Source organism: Paenibacillus alginolyticus DSM 5050 = NBRC 15375 (genome assembly GCF_000422905.1).
Classification (GTDB): Bacteria; Bacillota; Bacilli; order Paenibacillales; family NBRC-103111; genus Paenibacillus_E; species Paenibacillus_E alginolyticus.
This window is the reverse complement of the sequence record NZ_AUGY01000019.1, coordinates 67,543-90,491: the sequence shown is the minus strand read 5'-3', so window position 1 is coordinate 90,491 and position 22,949 is coordinate 67,543. Positions and strand designations below refer to the sequence as shown.

The following is a 22,949-nucleotide window of genomic DNA, read 5'->3' as shown; positions in this document are numbered from 1 at the left end:
TTACCGAATCAATACATAACTATCCTCAATCTAACTTATCTCAGCAAAATTCATAGCTTAATGTTAAACAAGGAGCAAGCTCGAACATATCACCTAACCCAAAAAAATCTAACTTCTTAAACACAAAAAAACACTCATCCATTGGATAAGTGTTTCCATTATTCTAATGCTTCTCATCAAATTCGAAGTCAAAATCACCAATTTGGATCGTCTGTCCATGGACAGCTCCACGTTTACGCAATTCGTCATCGATTCCTATATTACGTAAAATACGAGCAAAACGAGCGATGCCGTCCTGCGTGCTGAAATTTGTTCGTTTGATCAACTTCTCAATGGAAGGACTTTCGACAATGAATACATCGTTCTCTCGACGAATCGTGTAATCATTCTCCTCGCGCTTCTCGAAGCGATACACTTTACGCTCTTCTTTATCAGCTACACCTTCTACTTCAGGAGCATTCGGGATACTTTCCACAATGTCCGAGATCTTGTAGAGAAGCTCCTGCACACCGCCTCGTGTCAAAGCTGAGATCGGATAGATCTCGAACTCTTTGCCATCCGCCGCCATCTGCTCTTTGAACAAAGCCAGATTGTCCTCTGATTCCGGCATGTCCATCTTGTTGGCAACAACAATTTGCGGACGCTGCTCCAGCTTAGCATTATAGAGCTTAATTTCCTCATTAATTTTGAGGAAATCCTCGTAAGGATCGCGGCCGTCTGCAGCAGACATGTCCACGACATGCACAATTACTCGCGTCCGTTCTACGTGACGCAAGAACTCATGACCGAGCCCCACGCCCTCGTGGGCCCCTTCAATAAGACCGGGAAGGTCCGCCATGACGAAGCTGCGTCCATCGCCAACATCCACAACCCCAAGGTTCGGGGTGAGGGTTGTAAAGTGATACGCCGCAATTTTCGGTTTTGCGGCAGAGACAACCGACAATAGCGTGGATTTCCCAACGCTTGGGAAGCCCACTAAGCCGACGTCGGCCATGACCTTCATCTCCAGCACAACCCAACGCTCCACACCTTCTTCGCCGTTCTCAGCAATTTCTGGCGCCGTTACTCGTGCTGTAGCGAAGCGTGTGTTGCCTCGGCCGCCTCGGCCGCCTTTGGCCACGACAACCTCTTGACCATGACGCGTCAAGTCGGCAATAACCTCCCCAGTGTCATCATCGATGATGGTTGTGCCTGGAGGGATGCGTACAATCATATCTTCCGCATTAGCGCCGTGCATCGACTTGTTACGGCCTTTCTCGCCGCGCTCCGCTTTAAAGTGCTTCTGATAGCGGAAATCCATCAGTGTACGAAGACCCTCGTCTACACGGAATATAACGTCGCCGCCATTTCCTCCGTCGCCACCTGCAGGTCCACCCTCTGGTACATATTTCTCACGGCGGAAAGCAACTAAACCGTCGCCACCGTCGCCACCTCTAACAAATATCTTCGCTTTATCAACAAACATTTCTACACCTCAACTAAGGAGAGGCTTTGGTCTTGGGCCAAAGATCCCTTTATTATGTACGAAACGGCAACCGCAATGTGATGACCGCTTCTTCCTCTTGCCATTCACTCTGCTCTAGTGAATAAGAATTCGCTCTCGAAAGCAGGGTTTCTTTCAAAGCTTTTTCAAGTTGCTCCCTGTTATAGGGGCCTTGATATACAAAATCAAGCAGTAAGCCATCTTCTTGAACATCAAATTCCAGGCTAAGTGTACCACTTTCACCATAGCTTGCCGCAGCATGCTCTTGAACGCATTCCACGGTTTGACGTACCAATCTTTCGATGAGGCCGTCATGCAGAGGGAGTTGTCCAAGATTGATTTCTTGATCTAATTCAACTTCCAGCTCAAGTGATTTCGACTGGACGCGAAACAACAACAAGAAAGCAATTAACGATGGAATACCTAACTTGGAGAGATTACTTTCCTGCTGCATAGTCATTTTTATTTTTTCCATATAAGGCTGTAAATTATCAAACTTCTTCAACTGAATATAACCAAATAAAATTTGGGTATCGTTCATCCAATCATGACGCAAACGATTTATGACCTGAATTAACTGCTGTTGAGCCTTTTGTTCCTGTTGACGGAGCTCTTGGCTCCATTTCTCTTCCAATCTACTCGCTTCCAACTTGAAGGCGGTATAACCGCAAAAGACAATGATCAGTAGTAATGCCCCCCTGACAATCCAGGGTTCCACAAACATCATTCCCGTCAATCCTATGAGCACAAGTGCTAATAAATAAACTTGCGTACTGCCCGCTCGTTTCATTCCCCGTTCGCTCCGTTCTCCCTGCTTTGTAACCGTTCATCCAGTATATCATGATGTACTAGCAAACTTCACCAAACAAATGAGAAAACCTCTGCCATTCGAGATGAGTGACCGCGTTTATTAGATGAGAGACTTTGGTCTCCAACAAAAGATCCCTATATTATAGATGTGAGACTTTGGTTTACAACCAAAGATCCCTATATTAGGTTTGTTTCGAATTAGAAAAAAATCCCTGGGCGGGCTTATCGCTCGCCAGGGATTCACATTACGCTTCTAAAGCTGCAGCCACAGGAGCTACATCAACTGGGTATACGCTCACTTTTTTGCGATCGCGACCCCAACGCTCGAATTTCACTACGCCTTGTACTAAGGCGAAAAGTGTATCATCCGAACCGATGCCTACGTTCGTTCCTGGGTGAATTTTCGTACCGCGTTGGCGGTAGAGAATGCTTCCAGCAGTAACGGTTTGACCGTCAGCACGTTTAGCGCCAAGGCGCTTAGAGTGTGAGTCACGTCCGTTCTTTGTGGAACCCACCCCTTTTTTGGAAGCGAAAAACTGGAGATCCAATTTCAACATGGTGTTATCCTCCTTTGTGATAGATTGTTTCAATCGTTATATAGTCACCGTAATTGTCTGCAATGGTTTGTAGCATGACGACCATCGATTCTAGAATCAATTGGACCTTATTCCATGTCTCCGGAACAGATCGTGTACTCTCTGGAATTGTAACATCCATCAAGCCTCGTTCCATCTCGTGAATGGGAATCACGCCCGTCAGCGATTCAATCGAATTATAAGTACCAAACGTTACCGCTGATACTGCAGCGCAGACCAGGTCTTTGCCAGGTACGTCATATTCAGCATGGCCTTCCACTACAAAAGATGAGATCTGAGGTGAATCCGGTGCAAGACGCTCTATGGTCACATAGATCATAAGGCTGCCTCTTACGCTTGGATTTTCTCAACTACTACTCTTGTGTACGGTTGACGATGACCTTGCTTTTTGTGATAGTTCTTTTTCGGCTTGTACTTATAAACGATGACTTTAGCGCCTTTGCCGTGTTTCTCCACTTTCGCGGAAACTGAAGCACCAGCAACCAATGGAGCACCTACTACTAAGCCACTCTCTTTGGAAACCAAGAACACACGATCAAAAGAAACAACTTCACCTTCAGCTGCGTTCAATTTCTCGATGTAAAGAACATCGCCCTCTTGAACTTTGTACTGTTTACCACCTGTTTCAATAATTGCGTACATTTTCATTACCTCCTCATGTCTCAGACTCGCCTTGTCCAGGTGACGGTTAGGAACCCATCCTTATCCGTGCTTAGACCCGATTCGTGCGGTTACAGCATGCCTAAACAACACACTCCGAATATTATATCACAGAAACATTTTGCAATGCAATTATTATTTCCGCTTACGTGTCATCTCAAGCAAGCCTAACTTGGTCCAACCGACAATAATCGTTTTGGAGCGATCCTTACGCACGGCTTGTGTGATGTTCTCCATCACGGCTGCTCGATTTACTTCCGAGCTCATGTCTATAAAATCAACAATGATAATGCCTCTTAAATTACGAAGACGCAGAAGCCTTGGAATTTCACTCGCCGCTTCTCGATTAATATCGGTAACTGTTTGCTCTAAATCAATGGAACCGGTATACCTGCCCGTATTCACATCTATCACGGTAAGTGCTTCGGTTTGATCAATGATCAAATATCCGCCGCTAGGCAGCCAAATTTTACGTCTAAAGCTCTGATTCAGCTCTTCTGTGACACCAAATTGATCAAATAACGGAATCTTGCGGTCATAAAAAGCTACGCGCCCACGCCAACTCGGCTGCTGCTTTCGCAATAATTGTTTCATCTCTTCGTACACCTTGGCGTCATTTAGCCAAACTTCATGAACGTCATCGGTAATGACATCTCGGGCCAGTCTGGGCAGGAGATCAAGATCCTGATATAGCTGCGCCGGCGCATGTGTCTCTTCCGTTTTGGACACGATAGCACTCCATAATTCTCGTAAATTGTGCAAATCATCACGAATCGCTTCTTCACTTTGACCAATAGCACCTGTTCGTATAATAACACCTTCACCAGGCAGCAAGCTGCCTTCTGCAAGCTGTTTGAGGCGTTGCCGTTCTGCGTCCAGATCAATTTTACGGGATATAGCAATATAATCAGCGTCTGGCATATAGACAATCCAGCGGCCAGGAATGGAAACATGCGTTGTTACTCTTGCACCTTTGGTACCTTGCGGATCCTTCGTCACCTGCACCATCAGCGTCTGACCGACTTCGGCGAGCTCCGTTATAGAAGGTTTAATCTTAGGCTGCTTGTCCAAGTGGACGGGTAGGAGGTCGTCTATATATAGAAAGGCATTCTTCGCAAGACCGATATCGACGAATGCCGCCTGCATGCCGGGAAGTACGTTGACGATGCGACCCATGTAGATGCTGCCTGCTCTTTGAGAATCAAGCGGATACTGCGTATCATACTCAACAAGACGACTATCTTCAAGCAATGCCGCTTGTGTAAGATCAGGTGCGCAGTGAATTATAAGTTGCTTCATACACGTTCACCTCAACAGTTATTTTACATGAAAAGATCGGAAACTGCACTCCCCGGTTTTTTCCCATCCAAATAACCGCTCACTAATTGCTGTTCCGGCAATACGGCTTGTATGCGCCCCGTTTCTCCGACGATATAGATTAAATGATATTTTTCTCTCATAAAAAGCTTCAGTGTTTCCGCCATTGTGCGATGTTTCGTAATGACAATCGGCTGTGCTAATGTCCCGCGGCTCAATAATTGACTCATTCGGTTCCCACGACCAATAAGAAAGCGAAAAAAGTGATAGGGCAGCTGCCGATAGGCGTACCAATTGGATACAAGCAAGAAAATACCGATGGCTAATATATTTAGCGGGAGGTGTCCGTTGATCAGCTGGATTATGGCTATAACAATAATGGCCAAGCTTAATATCATACTAATCCAAGTTGTATATAAAATCGTGTTATGGTAGGACAATAAATATCCTAACAATGACTGCATCACTTTGCCGCCATCAAGCGGCATAACTGGAATGAGATTAAATAAGCCAATCATCAAATTAGCTTCAATGAAATAATCCCACCAACTGCTTGCGCCCACATCCACCCATTTCATGAGTAAAGCAACAAGAATCATCCATACGTGCTGCAGCGGCCCAGCTAGAGAAACAATCAGCTCTTCTCGAGTCGGCGCCGTCCCAAGCTCATCAACGATCAAAACCCCCCCAAAAGGCAGAAGCTGCACTTCCCGCACCCTCCAGCCAAAGCCGTTGGCAGCAGCCAAATGACCAAACTCGTGAACCAGTACGATGCCAAATAACGTAACGGCCTCCAGAAAGTACCCTGTAATGGCTGAGCCAATCATAATGAGCGTAAATAAGGGGTGGAATCGGTACGTAGTTCCGGCCCATTTAATCAAAGCTGATCACATCCGATGGATTGACAGGATGCCCGTCCTTCGTAACGGCAAAGTACAGCGTCCCCTTTGCAGGATCCTTCTTCGAAGCCTTGCCGATGGGTTCACCAACTTTCATCCAGTCACCTACCTCGACATTGGCCTCACTCAATCCGCCATATAAGGATTGTAGACCTCCCGGGTGGCGAATCACAATCGTTAGACCTGTATCAGCAGCTACTCCGGAGAAAATGACCTGACCGGTATCCAACGCATAAACCGGCACAAATTCAATGGTATTCAAATTAACTCCCATATGGGAAGTCCCGTCATATCGTGTAACAATACTCCCCTTTGCAGGAGAAAAAAAGGTGCGCTTAGAGGCATTCACTCTTATGGCCTCATTCCCTTCTCGATTAAAGCTGGGAATGAATGAAGGTGATCCTCCAAACTTATCGCTATACCAAGCTGACAGCGACGAGAAATCGTACGACTGTGTAAGCGAAGAGGTCACGATTTGCTTTCCTTTATTAGCCCAAGGCTGATTAAGCTGGAACATCCCGTACAACGCTGCAAACAATACGCAGCTAATGAACAGCTTGACCGCAATCTTACGAGGCGAAGGCGGCGCCAACACCCCTCTTTCACCATCCCTCAGATAATCACGTCCGACTAATGCCGGGTCCATTAATAATTTTTGCTGCCATGCATACTCGGGATCCTCCATTCGCCGTTTCCAATCGGAATCCACATAGAGAGGTACTTCGGAATGATGTATGGGCAACGAATTCCCCCTATTTCTAGAGGGTCCTACTAGACTTCCACTCCCGTTAGAAGGATCTGACGTTTCGCGCAAATTGCGAAGTCGTTCTATTCTTCGCTGTTTCACTTTATCTTTGACTTCCATGGAAGCCCCTCCCCATCGTTAACCTTTGTACAGCCTATGAGAAGAGGGACAAGATTATGTGGACAAAAAAAGCCCCTGACCGAAGGTCAAGGGCCATGCATTTGCAGTACGATTAGAAAAATTCAGGTTCACGTTCTTGATGCAGCTTTACGCTCATCACGAGGCCTAATGAAAGCATGTTAATCAGTAGAGAGGTTCCTCCATAACTGACGAAAGGAAGAGTGATACCCGTTAACGGCATGATCCCAATCATCATCCCGACATTTTCAAAAATTTGAAAGACGAACATGGAAACCACACCGACCACAATGTAAGCTCCGCTAATCTGAGTACTTTGGATCGAGATGAGGATCATACGGTAGATGAGTAAAAAATAGATCAACAGTAGAACCGCTGACCCGCGGAAACCGAATTCTTCACCAACGACGACGAAAATCGAATCGGAATACGCGAATGGAATGAAATTACTGTGAACGGAGGTCCCTTTTAGAAAACCTTCGCCTTCCAAGCCTCCTGAACCGATCGCTCTTACCGCATTACGAACCTGATAATTATCGTCAGCAGATACATCTTGGGGATAAAGGAACGTATCGATACGATCCATCCAATGACTAAAACCGTAACCCTTAAGCAAATCAAACAAGGACTGATGGAAATACTTATATAACGTCAAAAACAAGAATCCAAAGCCTATGATTACGACTGTGCTAAGTAAGACATGCGAATATTTAATATTACCAATCCAAATCATGCCCAAAAGAATGATCACAAAAATGATCGCATTCCCTAGATCAGGTTGAATGAGGACCAAGATAAACGGTAACAACACAGCTGCAAAGACTGGGATAATATCATTCTTGATTTGCAGTAAATCACCTTTGCGCCTTGCCAATAGTGCAGTAACAGCCACGATTAAAATTAATTTTACTAGCTCAGCTGGTTGAAAGGTTAAGCCACCCGGGAGCTCAAACCAGCCGCGCGCCCCATGGATTTTCGTCCCAAAAAAGTAGACAGCAACTAGAGAAAAGATGCCGATACCATAAAGATAGGGAGCGATTCTAATTAGTACTCGATAATCAAATAAACTGCTTGCAACGAATGCTGCTAAACCAACGCCATATAAGACCAGTATTTTCGTGATACTAACGTTAATTTTAGGATGATCGATAGATGCACTGTACACAAGCATCGTACTAATGACCATAAAGGCAAACAAAATGACAACAATAGGAATATCTATGTTTTTCAGTTTGGCAAGCACTGACCTATCATCCTATTCCGATAAACTTTTTCATACGTTTGACCCAGCCTGTTTTGTCCTCCAATGGCATGAGCGGCACCGTGTCGCCCAAAATACGGCGAGCGATATTGCGATAAGCAATAGCTGCTCGCGACGACGGATTCATCACGGTGGGTTCACCTAAGTTGGCTGCTTTGATCACATGCTCGTCATCTGGAACTATCCCTAATAAATCTATGGCCAGCACGGAGCATATTTCATCTATATCCAGCATCTCGCCTTTCTTCATCATCATTGGACGAATGCGGTTAATGACTAACTTAGGCGAGGAGATTTTCTCATTCTCCAGCAAGCCGATAATGCGATCAGCATCGCGTACAGCCGCGTTTTCGGGTGTTGTAACAACGATTGCTTTGTCTGCACCGGCTACGGCATTCTTGAAGCCTTGTTCGATGCCAGCTGGACAGTCGATAATGACAAATTCGAAATCTTTTTTGAGCTCCAAAATAATATCTCTTACTTGCTCTGGAGATACGGCATGCTTATCCTTCGTTTGAGCAGCTGGCAGAAGGTAAAGCTCTTCAAAGCGCTTATCCTTAATCAATGCTTGCGGCAAACGGCAGCGGCCTTCTGCAACATCGACAAGATCATAAATAATACGATTTTCCAGACCCATGACCACATCCAGATTGCGCAGTCCTATGTCGGTATCTACCATGCAAACTTTTTTCCCCAAAAGTGCTAGTGCCGTTCCAAGATTCGCTGATGTCGTTGTTTTACCAACGCCACCTTTCCCTGAAGTGACGACGATTGCCTCTCCCATATTTTCTCACCCCACACGCTATTTTCACATATACAAACGATTATTTCACAGTCGATTCCGGCCAAATTCGATGAAGCTGGTGAAGCTTGTCGATTTCCATTTTACCTTCTTTTACATAAGCAAATTCCATGAAAGCCTCTTCGATTCCCCATTCGTCCGGAGGACGACTAATGACTCCAGCAATCCTAAGCTGCGTGGGACGCATATGAGAAGCAGCAATAATCGCATTCTCATCGCCATCCACCCCCGCATGCGCCATACCGCGAAGAGACCCCATTATATAAATGTTCCCTGTAGAGGTAATCGTTCCGCCAGGATTAACATCGCCTAAATATAATAAATCACCCTCGTTGTGCAGGGTTTGTCCCGATCGAATCATTCCTTTGAGCGTTGTCATAGAAACCGCAGACTCTTCTGCAGCTTCCTCTTTAGGCAACTCACTTTCGATCGATTGGATAAGCAGATTGCCTTTTTGCCGAATGACGGATCGAATTTCTTCCTTCTGTTCTTCGGTCGCTTCTCGGCTGCCTAATTTAACGTGCACATGAATAATCGGTCCAGTCAATATTTGTTGATGCGTTTTCTCAAGCTTATGCTGCAGCTCTTGCAGCAAGATCTGCCATTCGCATGCGTCATTTAGCAAAAAAACAAGGCCATCCTTGACCCCTTTTATCATCACATGGTGCTTTGTTACGGACATAATTGCGCTACGACCTCCCAACCTATACATTTCGGCTCATGTCCTGGATTCTCCTGCCTAGAGCCTGGAAAATTAATCTTCGTTTCCGGACTTCGCAATCCGCTTTCCTTCAAGCAGCTTGCGGATGGGAACGTAGCAAATCAAGGCGATTAGCAGATTAAATAGAACACTCGGAAGCATGTAATGGGTGAGAGCAAACTTCAAATCAATATTAATGAGCTTGAACAACCGATTGATACCATAATTAATAAACTCAAACAAGAACAAACCAACGCCTGTTATAAGCAAATTATAAAAAATCAAATTAGGCTGCCTTCGCTGCGCCAGTCCGGCCAAATAGCCCGTAAGCCCCATACCGAAGGAATATACACCTAGCATCGATCCATAATAGTTAAAGTCGTGCAATAGTCCGAACAAAAGCCCATAAATTAATGCGGTATGACGATGATGAAAAAGTCCGATAAACAAGATGAATACAAGCGTTAAATGAGGTGTAACATGAACGTTAGATTGCCATGCTGAAGGGATCAGCCATACAAGCAAGGTTCCTTGCAAGATAAACAAACCGAGTAGAATGAGCCACAATAGATGTCGAATCACTTAACGGCTCACCTCATTTCACTTCCGGGACTTCGACTACAAACACTTCACGGATACGGTTAAACGAAGCTTTGGGCTTCACCATAACCTTGTATGTAATACCGAATTCCCCTGGACCGATGGAAGATATTGTCCCTACTTCAATACCCTTAGGAAATACTTGCCCCATGCCTGATGTAATGATTGTATCCCCGATTTTCATATCGTCGGCATGTTCGACCTTATTCATCACAAGCTCGCCGGTTTTGGCATCGTAAGACTCAATCATCCCGAAGGGTTGATTCTCATTCCCCTTCACCGTGACAGCAATTGCCTTAGAGTTATTATCGGTATCATTGGTTTCCGTGAGTAATTGAACATTTGAGTGGAAACCAAACACCTTACTGACCCTGCCGACCAACCCATCTACAGTCATGACGGCCATATTCTCCTTGATGCCATCCTTATCGCCTAAATTAATCGTAACTGTGCTATTATACGGATCCGGATCAATGGTTACGACCTCTGCAATGCGATACGTATACACATTAGCCTGTCGCTGTCTTTCTGTGAAGCCAAGAGCCTCCATTAACCGCTTGTTTTGTGATTCCAGCTCATTCAGCCGCTGTGTGTCTCGTGCATACTGCGTTAGAGTCAGTTTCAGCGTCTTATTTTCCTCGTAGATGACTCTTAGCTGACGGATATCTTCGAAGAAACCCGCTACCTGCGCAGCGGGCTTGTAGAAGAGTCCTTGCGTCCACGATACCGAGTCTTTAACAAATTTCTCCGGCCACGTCATGGGTGCCCGGTTCCCGAGTGTCAGTCCCATCAATATAAAGAAGCAGACTAGACCGAACATCAGGAAAATCAGCCTCTTGTTGCCCATAAATTTAAACAAATTAGCACCTTCTAACGAATATTAACGCTTATATCTCGAACTGGATCCTGATCTGTTCTTGAACAAATGGATATTTTCCAAAGCGCGGCCCGTTCCAATCGCCACACAATCCAACGGATTATCAGCGACGAGTACTGGCATTCCAGTTTCTCTGGCAAGCAAGCGGTCAAGATTACGCAGTAAGGCACCGCCACCCGTCAGCACAATTCCCCGATCCATGATATCCGCTGATAATTCTGGCGGACACTTCTCTAGAGTAACCTTCACAGCGTCAACGATCGCATTCACCGTATCCGTTAACGATTCCGTGATTTCATCGGAAGTAACGCTTAGCGTTTTGGGTAATCCGGAAACAAGATCACGTCCACGTATTTCGAGGGACTCTGGCTTTTCCATAGGTAATGCCGACCCAATTTCCATCTTAAGCGTTTCGGATGTACGTTCCCCAATCATCAAATTATACGTTCGCTTAATATATTGAATGATGGCTTCGTCCATTTCATCGCCTGCTATACGGATGGAACGGCTCGTTACAATCCCACCAAGAGAGATGACTGCAACCTCCGTTGTTCCCCCTCCAATGTCGACAACCATGCTTCCTGTTGGTTCCCAAACGGGCAGATCCGCACCAATCGCTGCTGCGAAGGGCTCTTCAATCGTGTAAGCTTCACGAGCTCCAGCCTGCTTCGTTGCATCTTCTACAGCACGCTTCTCAACAGCTGTGATGCCTGATGGCACACAAACCATAACATTCGGGTGGCGCGCGAACAACCAACGCTGCTTCTGTGCTTGTCTTAAGAAGTAGCGAATCATCGTTGCGGTTGTCTCAAAATCAGCAATTACCCCATCCTTCATTGGACGAATTGCGCGAATGTTGCCTGGTGTACGACCGATCATTTTTTTAGCGGCGTCTCCGACAGCCTCGATTGTTTTTGTATCAGTACGTAGAGCAACCACGGACGGCTCCCTAACGACAATTCCTCTGCCTTTTACATAAACCAGTGTATTCGCTGTACCTAAATCAATCCCTAAATCTTTGGTAAAACCACCGAACATGGCAGCTGCTCCTTTCCTATTGCGTTATCTATTATATTACATAAAGCCTTGTTCCTTCAAACTTATGAATCTCTGATCACCAATGATAACATGATCAAGCACTTCAATACCAATTATAGTTCCCGCTTCCACTAGCCGATGCGTGAGCTGAATATCCTCCGGACTTGGAGTCGGATCACCGCTTGGATGATTGTGCACACAGATGATTGAAGCACTGCTGCGTTTGATTGCCGCTCGAAACACTTCACGAGGATGAACAATAGACGCGTTCAGGCTGCCCATCGATAATGTTTCCTGCGCAAGTAGATGATTCTTTGTATTGAGAAATAAGCAAACGAAATGTTCTTTCTGCAAATAACGAAGATCTTCACTCACTAAATCGGCGATATCCTTGGGAGAACGAATCGTAACTCGCTCCGCAAATGTACTTTTGGCCAGCCTGCGACCAAGCTCGATCCCGGCTTGAATTTGCAGAGCCTTCGCATCGCCGATTCCCTTGATTTGGGTAAGCTGGTCTTTGCTCATGTCAACAAGGCTGCGCAGCCCTCCGCTTTCACTTAATATACGACCTGCTAAACGCAGCGCCGACTCCGACACCGTCCCTGTTCGAAGTAAAATGGCCAGCAGTTCAGCATGGCTTAATGCACCTGCTCCGTATTGGAGCATACGTTCTCTAGGTCTTTCCTCCTGCGGTACTTCTCGTAGCATCAGGCTTGTGACTTCCATGAATTCCCCTCTTTCATTATGTAGGTTGTGTTACTTAAACGCATCCCATTCATAAGGATAAGTGCTCAAAAAACAAAATAAAGCCCGCGGATTTGTGAGATCCGAGGGCTTCTAGGACAATTGCTCTTTATTCGATTGTGGACACTCAAATGCTCTGATTTGTTCCAGCATACTGCCGATGGTATGTCCATCAAAGTATAATTCCATCTGCTTCTCTGCGTCAATGAAAACCTTCCCCATCAATAAATCCATTTTGGATGAAATGACGCAGGTCTTATTCTCATCACCAGAGCACCAGCTCGGTTTCAAGGAACCTTGACAAGTTAATCGGTAAATTTCGCCGAGTGTCACCTCGTCCGGATTGCAGCTAAGTATGAATCCGCCACCGATCCCTTCTTTCGTCGAAACGTAACCTGCTTTTCGTAGAAAGCCCATAACTTTACGTATACGAGCAGAATGGGTAGATACATTCACAGCAATTTCTTCGCTGGTTGCCATATGATCCGGTAAATGAGCCAGAAATACGAGACTGTGGACGGCTATTGTAAATTCGCTGTTCATGGCAAATACCTCCCTGAAGAATGCGAAGTCATGTCGCTTACTGTCATTGTAACCGTTACAGATTACACAGTCAATGTATGAGTCCTATTTTGGACATAAATTCCAGCTAGGATCTGACAATTAAAGAACTTGAATTTCAAAGCTTAGCAGCAGGTCACTAAGCAGAGAAAGCGGCAATCCAACAACGGTAAAGTAATCACCTTCAATAGATTCCACGATCGTTGCTCCGATCCCTTGAATCGCATAGGAACCAGCTTTATCCTTAGGTTCTCCTGTGGCTATATAACGTAAAATCTGCGCGTCAGACATGGGCTTCATCTTCACATTTGTCACACGATGAGAGACAACCTGTTTACCTGTAGCCGCGTCTACACAAGCAACTCCGCTGTAAACCTGATGCGTACTGCCTTGCAGTGCTTTAAGCATCCGGAAAGAATCCTGTTCATCCACCGGTTTGCCTAAAACTTCATCTTGATAGACAACAACGGTATCAGATCCGATAATGATTCCTTCTTTTTCACTAACTTCAAGCATTTCTAGAACCGTAGAGGCTTTACGCAAAGAGAGCACTTCCACGAGCTCTGCAGGCGAAATTTTTTCTTCGACGGTCTCATCTGCGTCACTCACTCGAATGATATAGGGTAAACCAAGCGATTGAATAAGCTCCTGCCTCCGCGGCGAAGACGAAGCAAGAATTAGTCTTTGTTTAGGGGAATGACTCAAAAGAAACAACTCCTAGCTGATTGTAATATTTTCTATGGCTTTCCAATTGCAATCCAGTTACACCTTACGATACAGGAGGTACGCCCCCACTAATCCAAGAATACTGCATAGGTTTAGTTTCACCAAAAGATGGAACTCATATTTCACGACTTGTAAATCAGCTTTGGGCTCCCATGAAATTTGCGCCGATTTGGTCAAAAATGCGAGAGCAGGCACTCCAGCCAACAGCTGGCCTATGATAATCCCGGTAATTAAACCGACGATTAAAAATACGATCAATGTGAAGGTACCTTTTTTCATTCCTGTCATCCTCTCTTTATGTACAAGCCCTATTATACGGGTAGACTCTTCTTTTTTCCAAGTAAAAATAGGATTCGATGGTGATTCTTACCAGCTTACAACGTGAGCCGATCCTAGTAAGATAGTTAGCGGAGGTATTTCAACTTATGACTCTACTTAGAAGACTTATCCTATTATCCTTATTACTTACCTTTGCCTTTCCTTATCAAGCATTTGCTTACAAAGTTGTCCTCGATGCCGGACATGGTGGAAGTGACCCTGGAGCGACCGGTATTAATGGTCTCCGTGAAAAAGATGTCAATTGGGACATCACCCAGAAGGTACGGGATGAGCTAATCGCAAAAGGTTACGAAGTCGTCTTAACAAGAACAGATGACTCCTATTGGTCACTTGCCCAGCGAGTCGAATTTACAAATGCTCAAAAAGCGGATTTATTCGTATCTATCCACGCCAATTCGCATCCGGACGGCAAAACGAAGGGAACTATGGTTCTCTACTACGATAATGATTATCCACAAGAAGATTATCCAGCAAGTGAAACGATGAAAAAATTAACTCCGTATAGTAAAGACCTCGCACAGCATGTTTTGGATTCTCTACTAGCTGCTGCCGGCACCAAAAACTTAGGTCTCATTCCAAGTGCCGTTTATGTAGCCAGAATGGGAACAATTCCAAGTATTCTCGTGGAGACAGCCTTTCTTAACCAAGCAAGCGACGCAGCTTTGCTTGCAAGTGACTCCGTTCGGTCTAAAATGGCTGCGGGTATTGCGGATGGTATTGCTGCCTACACACCGCCCTTGTTCACGGATTCCCTTGGTCATTGGGCCAGAGAAGCAATTTTGCGGATGAAAAATAAAGGGATCATCGAAGGCATTGCTAATCGTTATGAACCGGAACGCGCTTTAACAAGAGCGGAATTTCTCACATTAATGGATCGTGTATTTACATTTAACCAATTGAAATCCGTTTGTGAGCCGGGCGGAACCGTGACATCCATCGTTTATGGCTTCCAAGCTCCCGCTGAGCAAAGCTACAAAGACTTGCCGTCTTCTCATTGGGCTAGCCCCGTATTCGCCAAAGCCAAAAACTTAAATCTCCTGCAGGGCTACTCCGATGGAACGATTAGACCCGATCAGTCGATTACGAGAGGCGAAGTCGCTTTTCTCTTCGATCGCCTCTTACAAATGGCTTCTATTACAACGAATAGCCCGCCTGTTGCAGCAGCATCCGCATCATTCAACGATGTGCCTGAAACATTATGGAGTGCCAAGGCCATTTATGCATTAAAAAATAAGGGCATCATTGATGGGATAACGGATACCGCATTTAAACCAAGTCAATCCATTACGCGTGGAGAGATTGCTGCCATGCTCAATCGCTACTACCAAGGATAAACGACTCCGTCGTCCTTCAGGGACGAACGCGTTTGTCAAGGTAGATGCGAAGCAAAAGTATATAACTTATACTTTCTTATCTACAAATAAAAAGCAGTGTGTCCTAACTCCCGGGAGCTTTGGACACACTGCTTTTTTATTAGGATACGCTGATTTTCTTCAGCAGCTCTCTTTGAGCAATAATGTACTGCATCATGGACGATTGAGCTTGCCACAGCATAGCGGTGGAAGGACTCTTCTTATACTCTTCCATCGATTGAACCGCACTGTTGATCGATGTGGTCATTTTTTGCACGAATGACTTCGTGTCTTCACCTAATCCCTCTCCTAGCGACGCCGACAATGTCGTAAGCTGCTGATGCGAAGAACGAATCGATTGAAGCGACGTTTCAGCCAGCGGGGTTGGCTTCGTCTCGGCCAGATGAACAAGCGCTAGTCCATTAATCGTATTCACCAGTTTATCACCTTCACCAATGAAGCTTGAAACCGACTCTGGTTTCGATCCACTCCAACGAATCCCTGTGGCCGCGGGGATATCCACGTTTTTCATATAAACCTCAACGGTTTTATCCACTGCTTGCAGTTGTTCTCTTAAAGCAAGAGCGTCATCTCGGCTTTTGGCAAATCCGACGAATACAGTTAGCTTATCTGTCGTGTCAAGCGCAGCGGCTAATCCTTTTTTCTTCAAAGTATCTTGAATAGCTTGAGCGCCTTGTAAGTTACTAAAAACGCCATTTTGAAGGAACGTATACGATTTCGCAGGAATTTGAACCGCTGTGACAGCCGAGGCAGCAGCAGGAACAGCAGGCGCTTGATCTGTCGTCGTTTTCGTTGCACCCGTTGGGGCTTTCAATGGGACCGCTGCTTGTACATTTGGCGAAGAAACCGTGATCGGATTAGTAATCGTTGCCGTAGTTTTGGTATCACGATCGCTTGAAAACATGGAGAGAACAAAGAATCCAAACGCAATCCCCGTCACCACCGCTCCTGCCACTGATGTAGCAATTCGAATCCAAGGAGTACTCGTTGATTTCGCGTATCTGGCACCTGTCCCTGTTTCCGAATAAGGCTCCTTAGACGTCCAAGTTGACCACTCATCTCGATGACGGTCAGAGGTAGGCTCAGCTCTCTCCGTTGAAGGATTTCTAACCGTTTGATTCTCTCGAGCCGCCTGTGATTCACGAATGATCCTTTCGACTCGCTCACCTTCCGATTCAATCTGACTGTTCCAGCTTCCAAAATCCGTCGTGAACGTATTTAAAGCATGAGGTTCAAATAAATGTTCGACTTGCTCCCTCTCCGCTTGATGATAGGGCGTCACCTCATCCGACATCTGAGGGTCAATTGTAGAATCTATAACCTTAAATTCTTCCTGATAGAGTGGTATCACTTTCTCCTCTTGATCAGGTACCCGCGATGCTCTGCGGGTTGATTCCGACCTTTCTTGTGGATCGAAACGGTAGGTTATTCTTGCTTTATTCTTGTTCATCTCTCAATCACTCCTCGTAAAATTTATTTGGAATCGGGCATAGCGCCGCGTCGTCTTGTCCAAATCTTCTGTTACTAGATTATGATTGAGAGAACCCCATTATGTTTCTTTCAGCAAAAAAAGACCGCCTCCAGCCATTTGGCTTGCAGCGATCCTTCTTTTAACTATTCGTATCGTACTTTTTACGCAGCGATTTCGCTAGACCATCAGCTGCTTTCCAGATGTCGCCCGCTCCCATAGTTAGCACAAGGTCACCAGGCTGCACATGCTGAATCAAATAAGAGAGCACCTCATCCCGAGTTGCAATATGCTGAACGTTCGGGTTGCTGTTGTTGCGGATTAAATCAACCAGCTTGGCTGAATCTATTCCCTCAATTCGCTGCTCACCGGCAGGTGAGTAGATATCGGTAATAATAACCTCATCAGCTTCCTCGAATGAGCGGCTGAACTGTTCAAATAAATAATAGGTTCGCGTATAACGTTGCGGTTGGAACACAGCTATGATGCGTTTCCCTGTTGCTTTTGCTGCGGAAATGGTTGCTTGAATCTCCGTAGGATGATGCGCGTAGTCATCAATAACCAACATGTTCGCAACTTCTCCCAGCACTTGGAACCTACGCTTTGCACCGCGGAATTCCTGAATGGCTTCTGCAACTTGTTCGAAAGTGAGTCCTGCTTCAAGACAAGTGATAAGCGTTGCTAGTGCGTTATATACGTTGTGTTTACCTGGTACGGACAAGCTTACCTGACCGATTTCAGCCCCTTTGAACTGAACAGTAAACGTAACCTTACGATCACCTAACGTAATATCGCTTGCAACATAATCAGCCTCAGTATCTATACCATACGTAATAACTTCACTTTGAATCTGCGGAATCATTTCACGTAAGAACGTATCATCATGACAAACAATAGCTCTCCCGCCAGGTCTAACTTGACTGAGGAATTGCTTGTAAGCTTTCTTCAAATTCTCGAAATCACCATTGTAATTCTCCAAATGATCCGCTTCTATATTGTTCACAAGTGCAAGGGTTGGGTGATATTGAAGGAAGGTTCCATCACTCTCGTCCGCTTCTGCCACGACGAATTCACCTTTGCCGGCTTTAGCATTACTCCCAACATTCATGATCTCGCCACCGATAATATAGGTCGGATCTATTCCACAAATCTCCATGACTAAAGCAATCATTGATGATGTTGTTGTTTTCCCGTGGGCCCCGGCAACCGCAATCCCTTTGCGTTCGTTCATTAGCCGAGCAAGCATTTGTGAGCGATGAATGATCGGAATATTCAATTGTTCCGCAGCCTGCATTTCTACGTTGTCTTTGGCCAAAGCGGTTGAATACACAACCAAATCGGCTCCTGACACATTCCTAGCTTCATGTCCGATGAAAACTTGCGCACCCTTCGCTTTCAGCTTTTCTGTAAGCTCTTGCTGTGCTAGATCGGAACCAGATATCCGGTATCCCATTTCCAGCATGACTTTGGCAATGGCACTCATGCCGTATCCGCCGATGCCTATAAAATGTACGTGTTCTGCTTGACTCACGCCGTTCTCACCATCCTTTTTCAGAATCGGTTTGATAGGTAATCCAAGAACGAACATCAGAGATTAAATACAGCGTGCCGGATACGACCGCCAGATCATCCTGCTCAGTTCTACTTGTAAGTGTTTCTAAGGCTTGCTTCCAGTCTCGTTCGATAATGATATCTACCGTTCGATTCATCTCGCTCAGCAGCTCTCTTGCAATCTCAGCAAGCATTGAAGCGTCGCCTTTTTTATGAAAATCGGGTTCCGTAATAATAAGAGTATCCACCAATGGTAGTATATGCCTTAGGTAGCCTGTATGATTCTTCGTGGAGAGCATTCCTACCATCATATGAAGCTTACGGTACGTATATACACTTTGAAGCGCGGCAGCCAGTGTTGCGGCCCCTTCTGGGTTGTGAGCGCCATCAAGTAATATACGTGGCTCGCTCGAAACCATCTCAAGTCTGCCTGGCCAACGTGTCTCCTTGAGTCCTTTGAACAGATCTTCGTCATCTACGATGCAGGCATAATATTGACGAAGAACTTCAAGCGTCATTACGGCCACTGCTGCGTTCTTCAATTGGTGCTCACCGTTTAACGTAATCGGCATACCATTGATATTTCGAAACGGCCCGCTAAAATCAAACGTTTGGCTATCAAGCTCACTTGTGACATTCGAGAAATTGAATTGTCCGCCAAGTGAGTAGAGTGTTGCTTTTTTCGCCTTGGCTGTTTGATCGATCACACTCCAAACCTCATGGGGCTGGGCAGCGGTAATGACGGGTACACCAGCTTTAATAATTCCCGCTTTTTCTGCTGCTACTAATTCGAGTGTATCTCCCAAGATTTCCATATGGTCATGGCCGACATTCGTAATGATGGTTACGACAGGATTCACAATATTCGTGCTATCCAGCCTTCCCCCGAGACCTGTTTCCCATACTACATAATCGGGATATGCCACTTTACCGAAATACATAATCGCTAGTGCGGTCGAAATTTCAAACATAGACGGAGGACCGACCTCAGTCTCTGCAATTTCGTCTACGATTGGCTTCACATCATTCACCAGTGTGAGCAGCACGTCGTCTGGAATGTCGGCTCCATTCACTTGGATACGATTCGTATACTTCTCCAAATAAGGAGAGGTGAATGTACCTACGTCATATCCGCAAGCCTGCAACACAGAAGATAGATAGGCACATGTAGAGCCTTTGCCATTCGTCCCAGCCACATGAATGAACTTCAGCCTACGTTCGGGGTGACCTAATTTCTCCATTAACATCTGCATTCGTTGAAGTCCCGGTTTTATGCCGAGCTTCTCCATTCGGCCGACAATCCAGGCAATGGCTTCTTGCGCGGTCTGGAATTCAGCCGAAGGGGTGTCTTTGATTTTATCCATCGATCTCATCCTCATTTACTATATGAATCAGCTTGTTTTCGTCGCTAGGCATTCGTTTGATTTGCCACAATTATCCTTTTAACTCCGCCAATCGAGCAATCACTTTGTCTCGCTTATCGGCATAATCAGCAAGTTTTGCTTTTTCTTCCTCGATAACCTTGGCTGGTGCCTTGGCAACAAAGCCCTCATTGCCCAGTTTCTTCTCAATACGTTCTACTTCTCCATGCAAAGTTTGCAATTCTTTATCCAAGCGCGCGAGCTCTTGTGCAATGTCAATAAGACCTGCTAGCGGCAAGTAAAGCTCAGTTCCTGTAATAATAGCTGTCATAGCTTTCTCTGGAGCTGCCATCTCTGCGTCGATCTGGAGCAGGGACGTGTTACAGAAACGCTTCAGGTATTCTTCATTGCTGTTTAGAATAGTCAGCGTTTCGCTGCTCGCCGGTTTTACAAGCAGTTCAACTTTCTTGCTCATCGGCACATTCACTTCAGAGCGAATATTACGAACGGAACGAATAACGTCCATTAAGAGCTCCATCTCGTGAACTGCATCAGGCGATTCGAAAGCCTCATTTTCTACTGGCCAAGAAGCAAGCGTAATCGTCTCACCCTCATGCGGCAGATGCTGCCAAATCTCTTCCGAAATGAAAGGCATGAACGGATGAATCAAACGCTGTGTTTGGTCAAGAACATAAGCAAGTACGGACTGCGTTTTACTCTTAGCAGCTGCATCAGCCCCGTATAAGCTTAATTTACTGAACTCGATGTACCAATCACAGAGATCATCCCAGATGAAATTATACAGCAAGCGGCCGGTTTCACCGAATTCATAGCTGTCGATTAGACGAGTCACGTCACGAACAGTTTCGTTCAGGCGATGCAGAATCCAGCGGTCTGCCGTACCCAGTTGACCAGTTAAATCAATATCTGCTGCGTTTACACCTTCGAGATTCATTAAAGCAAAGCGAGATGCATTCCAGATCTTATTGGCAAAATTCCGCGCTTGTTCTACACGTTCTAGGCGGAAACGCAGATCTTGCCCCGGTGTGCTGCTAGTGGAAATCATATAGCGCATAGCATCAGCGCCGTAATTCTCGATGACTTCAAGCGGATCTACACCATTGCCAAGTGATTTCGACATTTTGCGACCTTCGGAATCCCGTACAAGACCATGCATCAACACATCTTTAAACGGAATTTGCTGTGTAAATTCCAGCCCTGTAAAGATCATGCGAGATACCCAGAAATAAATGATATCATAGCCCGTTACAAGCACATTCGTCGGGTAGAAACGCTTCAAATCCTCTGTTTCATTAGGCCAGCCCAATGTTGAAAAAGGCCACAATGCCGAACTGAACCATGTATCAAGTACGTCATTGTCTTGATTTATATTCGTGCTTTGGCAATGAGAACAAGCCGTAGCGTCCTCACGTGTTACCGTGATTTGACCACAATCTGCACAGTGCCATGCTGGAATCCTATGTCCCCACCACAATTGACGAGAAATACACCAGTCACGAACATTTTCGATCCAGTTCAAGTACGTTTTCTCGAAGCGATCCGGTACGAAATTAACGCCATTGCCTGATTTTTGCGTATCAATCGCTTTCTCAGCAAGCGGCTGCATTTTCACGAACCATTGTGTTGACAAATAAGGCTCGATAACCGCACCACTGCGTTCACTGTGACCCACTTGATGGACATGCTCTTCAATTTTAATAAGAACACCTTGCTCCTTCAAATCCGCCACGATTTGCTTGCGGCAATCAAAGCGATCTTGCCCTTGATACGGCCCCGCATTCGCGTTCATCGTACCCGTTTCATCCATAACAAGAATTTGCGGCAGGTCATGACGTTTCCCGACCTCGAAATCGTTCGGGTCATGCGCAGGTGTAATTTTAACAGCGCCGCTTCCGAATTCTTTTTCTACGTATTCATCCGCAATGACCGGAATCTCACGATTCACGATAGGGAGCAACAGCATTTTGCCAATGAGGTGCTGATAACGCTCATCCTTCGGATGAACCGCAACCGCAGTATCACCGAGCATCGTCTCAGGACGTGTCGTGGCGACAACGATGGAACCAGTTCCGTCGGTCGTTTTGTACTCTAAATGATAGAGGGCGCCTTGCACCTCTTTATACTCTACTTCGATGTCAGATAGCGCTGTACGAGCCGCTGGATCCCAGTTAATAATATAATTCCCGCGATAGATGAGGCCTTTCTCATAAAGGCTTACGAATACTTCACGAACGGCTTGTGATAGGCCCTCATCCAAGGTGAAGCGTTCACGCGAATAGTCCAGCGAGAAGCCCATTTTAGCCCATTGCTCACGAATCGTGTTCGCATATAGCTCCTTCCACTCCCACACCTTCTCCAAGAACTTCTCGCGTCCAAGATCATAGCGTGATTGTCCTTGCTCGCGGAGCTTTTGCTCTACCCTAGTTTGAGTGGCAATACCAGCGTGGTCAGATCCAGGCAGCCAAAGCGCGTCATATCCCTGCATCCGTTTGGTGCGAATTAAAATATCCTGCAGTGTGAAATCAAGCGCATGCCCAATATGCAGCATACCCGTAACGTTCGGAGGTGGAATCACAATGGTGTAGGTTTCCGCATCAGGACGGGTGCCCGCTTTGAAAAATTCATTTTTAATCCAGTAATCATACCACTTGCGCTCAGCTTCTTTAGGATCGTACGTAGTAGGCATTTGCAATTGTTCTTTGGTCTCATTAGCTTCTGTCATAAGATTACCTCCATTACTTTTATCTCTGTTAAACAGGCTTATGATGCCTGCTAGTCATCTCGCATCGGTGTTCATTCAAACAAAAAAAGCCCTCCGCCCGCAAAGGACGAAAGGCTTGCTTCCGTGGTACCACCTTCATTCCGCGCAGCTTCAAAAG

General features: G+C 45.7%; 23 protein-coding genes and 2 other annotated features (1 of these 25 running past the window's edge). Of the genes, 1 reads left to right on the top strand and 22 read right to left on the bottom strand.

Annotation, left to right across the window (positions count from 1 at the left end):
- Positions 1-163: 163 nt before the first annotated feature.
- The 18 genes from obgE to G519_RS0110620 all read right to left on the bottom strand — a co-directional run bounded on the left by obgE (position 164) and on the right by G519_RS0110620 (position 14,236).
- Positions 164-1,465: a GTPase ObgE gene (gene obgE / locus G519_RS0110705; protein WP_029194676.1), complete on the bottom strand. Its 1,302-nt coding sequence runs from the start codon at positions 1,463-1,465 to the stop codon at positions 164-166.
- A gap of 52 nt (positions 1,466-1,517) precedes the next feature.
- Positions 1,518-2,210, bottom strand: a complete 693-nt coding sequence (locus tag G519_RS47365; protein WP_161632916.1) for a Spo0B domain-containing protein — start codon at positions 2,208-2,210, stop codon at positions 1,518-1,520.
- A 328-nt stretch (positions 2,211-2,538) separates the two neighbouring features.
- Positions 2,539-2,850: a 50S ribosomal protein L27 gene (gene rpmA, locus G519_RS0110695; RefSeq protein WP_029194675.1), complete on the bottom strand. Its 312-nt coding sequence runs from the start codon at positions 2,848-2,850 to the stop codon at positions 2,539-2,541.
- Between the two features lie 4 nt (positions 2,851-2,854).
- Positions 2,855-3,208: a ribosomal-processing cysteine protease Prp gene (locus G519_RS0110690; protein WP_029194674.1), complete on the bottom strand. Its 354-nt coding sequence runs from the start codon at positions 3,206-3,208 to the stop codon at positions 2,855-2,857.
- An 11-nt stretch (positions 3,209-3,219) separates the two neighbouring features.
- Complete coding sequence (rplU, locus tag G519_RS0110685; RefSeq protein ID WP_029194673.1) at positions 3,220-3,531, bottom strand: 50S ribosomal protein L21; 312 nt, start codon at positions 3,529-3,531, stop codon at positions 3,220-3,222.
- A gap of 12 nt (positions 3,532-3,543) precedes the next feature.
- Positions 3,544-3,632, bottom strand: a sequence feature (ribosomal protein L21 leader region).
- A 52-nt stretch (positions 3,633-3,684) separates the two neighbouring features.
- Complete coding sequence (locus G519_RS0110680; RefSeq protein WP_029194672.1) at positions 3,685-4,848, bottom strand: Rne/Rng family ribonuclease; 1,164 nt, start codon at positions 4,846-4,848, stop codon at positions 3,685-3,687.
- 23 nt (positions 4,849-4,871) lie between these two features.
- Positions 4,872-5,747: a M50 family metallopeptidase gene (locus G519_RS0110675; protein WP_029194671.1), complete on the bottom strand. Its 876-nt coding sequence runs from the start codon at positions 5,745-5,747 to the stop codon at positions 4,872-4,874.
- On the bottom strand, positions 5,740-6,630 hold the full coding sequence (locus G519_RS0110670; protein WP_029194670.1) for a M23 family metallopeptidase: 891 nt from the start codon (positions 6,628-6,630) through the stop codon (positions 5,740-5,742). The genes G519_RS0110675 and G519_RS0110670 overlap by 8 nt, the downstream gene beginning before the upstream one ends.
- 112 nt (positions 6,631-6,742) lie before the next feature.
- Positions 6,743-7,891, bottom strand: a complete 1,149-nt coding sequence (locus G519_RS0110665; protein ID WP_029194669.1) for an FtsW/RodA/SpoVE family cell cycle protein — start codon at positions 7,889-7,891, stop codon at positions 6,743-6,745.
- Positions 7,892-7,898: 7 nt separating this feature from the next.
- The gene (gene minD, locus G519_RS0110660) at positions 7,899-8,693 is read right to left on the bottom strand and encodes a septum site-determining protein MinD (protein WP_029194668.1); all 795 of its coding nucleotides are present in this window, start codon (positions 8,691-8,693) and stop codon (positions 7,899-7,901) included.
- Between the two features lie 40 nt (positions 8,694-8,733).
- On the bottom strand, positions 8,734-9,393 hold the full coding sequence (minC, locus tag G519_RS0110655) for a septum site-determining protein MinC (RefSeq protein WP_029194667.1): 660 nt from the start codon (positions 9,391-9,393) through the stop codon (positions 8,734-8,736).
- 72 nt (positions 9,394-9,465) lie between these two features.
- A complete protein-coding gene (gene mreD, locus G519_RS0110650; protein WP_036632618.1) occupies positions 9,466-9,993 on the bottom strand; it encodes a rod shape-determining protein MreD in 528 nt (175 codons plus the stop codon).
- 13 nt (positions 9,994-10,006) lie between these two features.
- Positions 10,007-10,870 (bottom strand): rod shape-determining protein MreC, encoded by an 864-nt coding sequence (mreC, locus tag G519_RS0110645; protein ID WP_244280088.1) that lies wholly within the window; start codon positions 10,868-10,870, stop codon positions 10,007-10,009.
- Positions 10,871-10,891: 21 nt separating this feature from the next.
- Positions 10,892-11,926 carry a rod shape-determining protein gene (locus G519_RS0110640; RefSeq protein WP_029194664.1) on the bottom strand — a complete coding sequence of 345 codons (1,035 nt, stop codon included), beginning with the start codon at positions 11,924-11,926 and terminating at the stop codon, positions 10,892-10,894.
- 36 nt (positions 11,927-11,962) lie between these two features.
- The gene (gene radC, locus G519_RS0110635; RefSeq protein ID WP_029194663.1) at positions 11,963-12,652 is read right to left on the bottom strand and encodes a RadC family protein; all 690 of its coding nucleotides are present in this window, start codon (positions 12,650-12,652) and stop codon (positions 11,963-11,965) included.
- 111 nt (positions 12,653-12,763) lie between these two features.
- Positions 12,764-13,213 (bottom strand): RrF2 family transcriptional regulator, encoded by a 450-nt coding sequence (locus tag G519_RS0110630; protein WP_029194662.1) that lies wholly within the window; start codon positions 13,211-13,213, stop codon positions 12,764-12,766.
- Between the two features lie 120 nt (positions 13,214-13,333).
- Positions 13,334-13,936, bottom strand: coding sequence for a Maf family protein (locus G519_RS0110625; RefSeq protein WP_029194661.1), 603 nt, complete (start codon positions 13,934-13,936; stop codon positions 13,334-13,336).
- Positions 13,937-13,993: 57 nt separating this feature from the next.
- Positions 13,994-14,236 (bottom strand): DUF4321 domain-containing protein, encoded by a 243-nt coding sequence (locus G519_RS0110620; RefSeq protein ID WP_029194660.1) that lies wholly within the window; start codon positions 14,234-14,236, stop codon positions 13,994-13,996.
- A 146-nt stretch (positions 14,237-14,382) separates the two neighbouring features.
- Here G519_RS0110620 and G519_RS0110615 point away from each other — a divergent pair, with 146 nt between their 5' ends.
- A complete protein-coding gene (locus tag G519_RS0110615) occupies positions 14,383-15,630 on the top strand; it encodes an N-acetylmuramoyl-L-alanine amidase (RefSeq protein WP_029194659.1) in 1,248 nt (415 codons plus the stop codon).
- Between the two features lie 139 nt (positions 15,631-15,769).
- Here the strand turns inward: G519_RS0110615 and G519_RS0110610 are convergent, their stop codons facing one another.
- The 4 genes from G519_RS0110610 to G519_RS0110595 form a co-directional block, all read right to left on the bottom strand.
- Positions 15,770-17,119, bottom strand: coding sequence for an SPOR domain-containing protein (locus G519_RS0110610; protein WP_029194658.1), 1,350 nt, complete (start codon positions 17,117-17,119; stop codon positions 15,770-15,772).
- 160 nt (positions 17,120-17,279) lie between these two features.
- Positions 17,280-18,668, bottom strand: a complete 1,389-nt coding sequence (murC, locus tag G519_RS0110605; protein ID WP_029194657.1) for a UDP-N-acetylmuramate--L-alanine ligase — start codon at positions 18,666-18,668, stop codon at positions 17,280-17,282.
- Positions 18,669-18,675: 7 nt separating this feature from the next.
- Positions 18,676-20,052, bottom strand: coding sequence for a bifunctional folylpolyglutamate synthase/dihydrofolate synthase (locus G519_RS0110600; RefSeq protein ID WP_029194656.1), 1,377 nt, complete (start codon positions 20,050-20,052; stop codon positions 18,676-18,678).
- Positions 20,053-20,122: 70 nt separating this feature from the next.
- Entirely contained in the window at positions 20,123-22,792 is a 2,670-nt protein-coding gene (locus tag G519_RS0110595) for a valine--tRNA ligase (RefSeq protein ID WP_029194655.1), read from the bottom strand.
- 99 nt (positions 22,793-22,891) lie between these two features.
- Positions 22,892-22,949: a binding site (T-box leader), on the bottom strand (it continues 195 nt past the right edge of the window).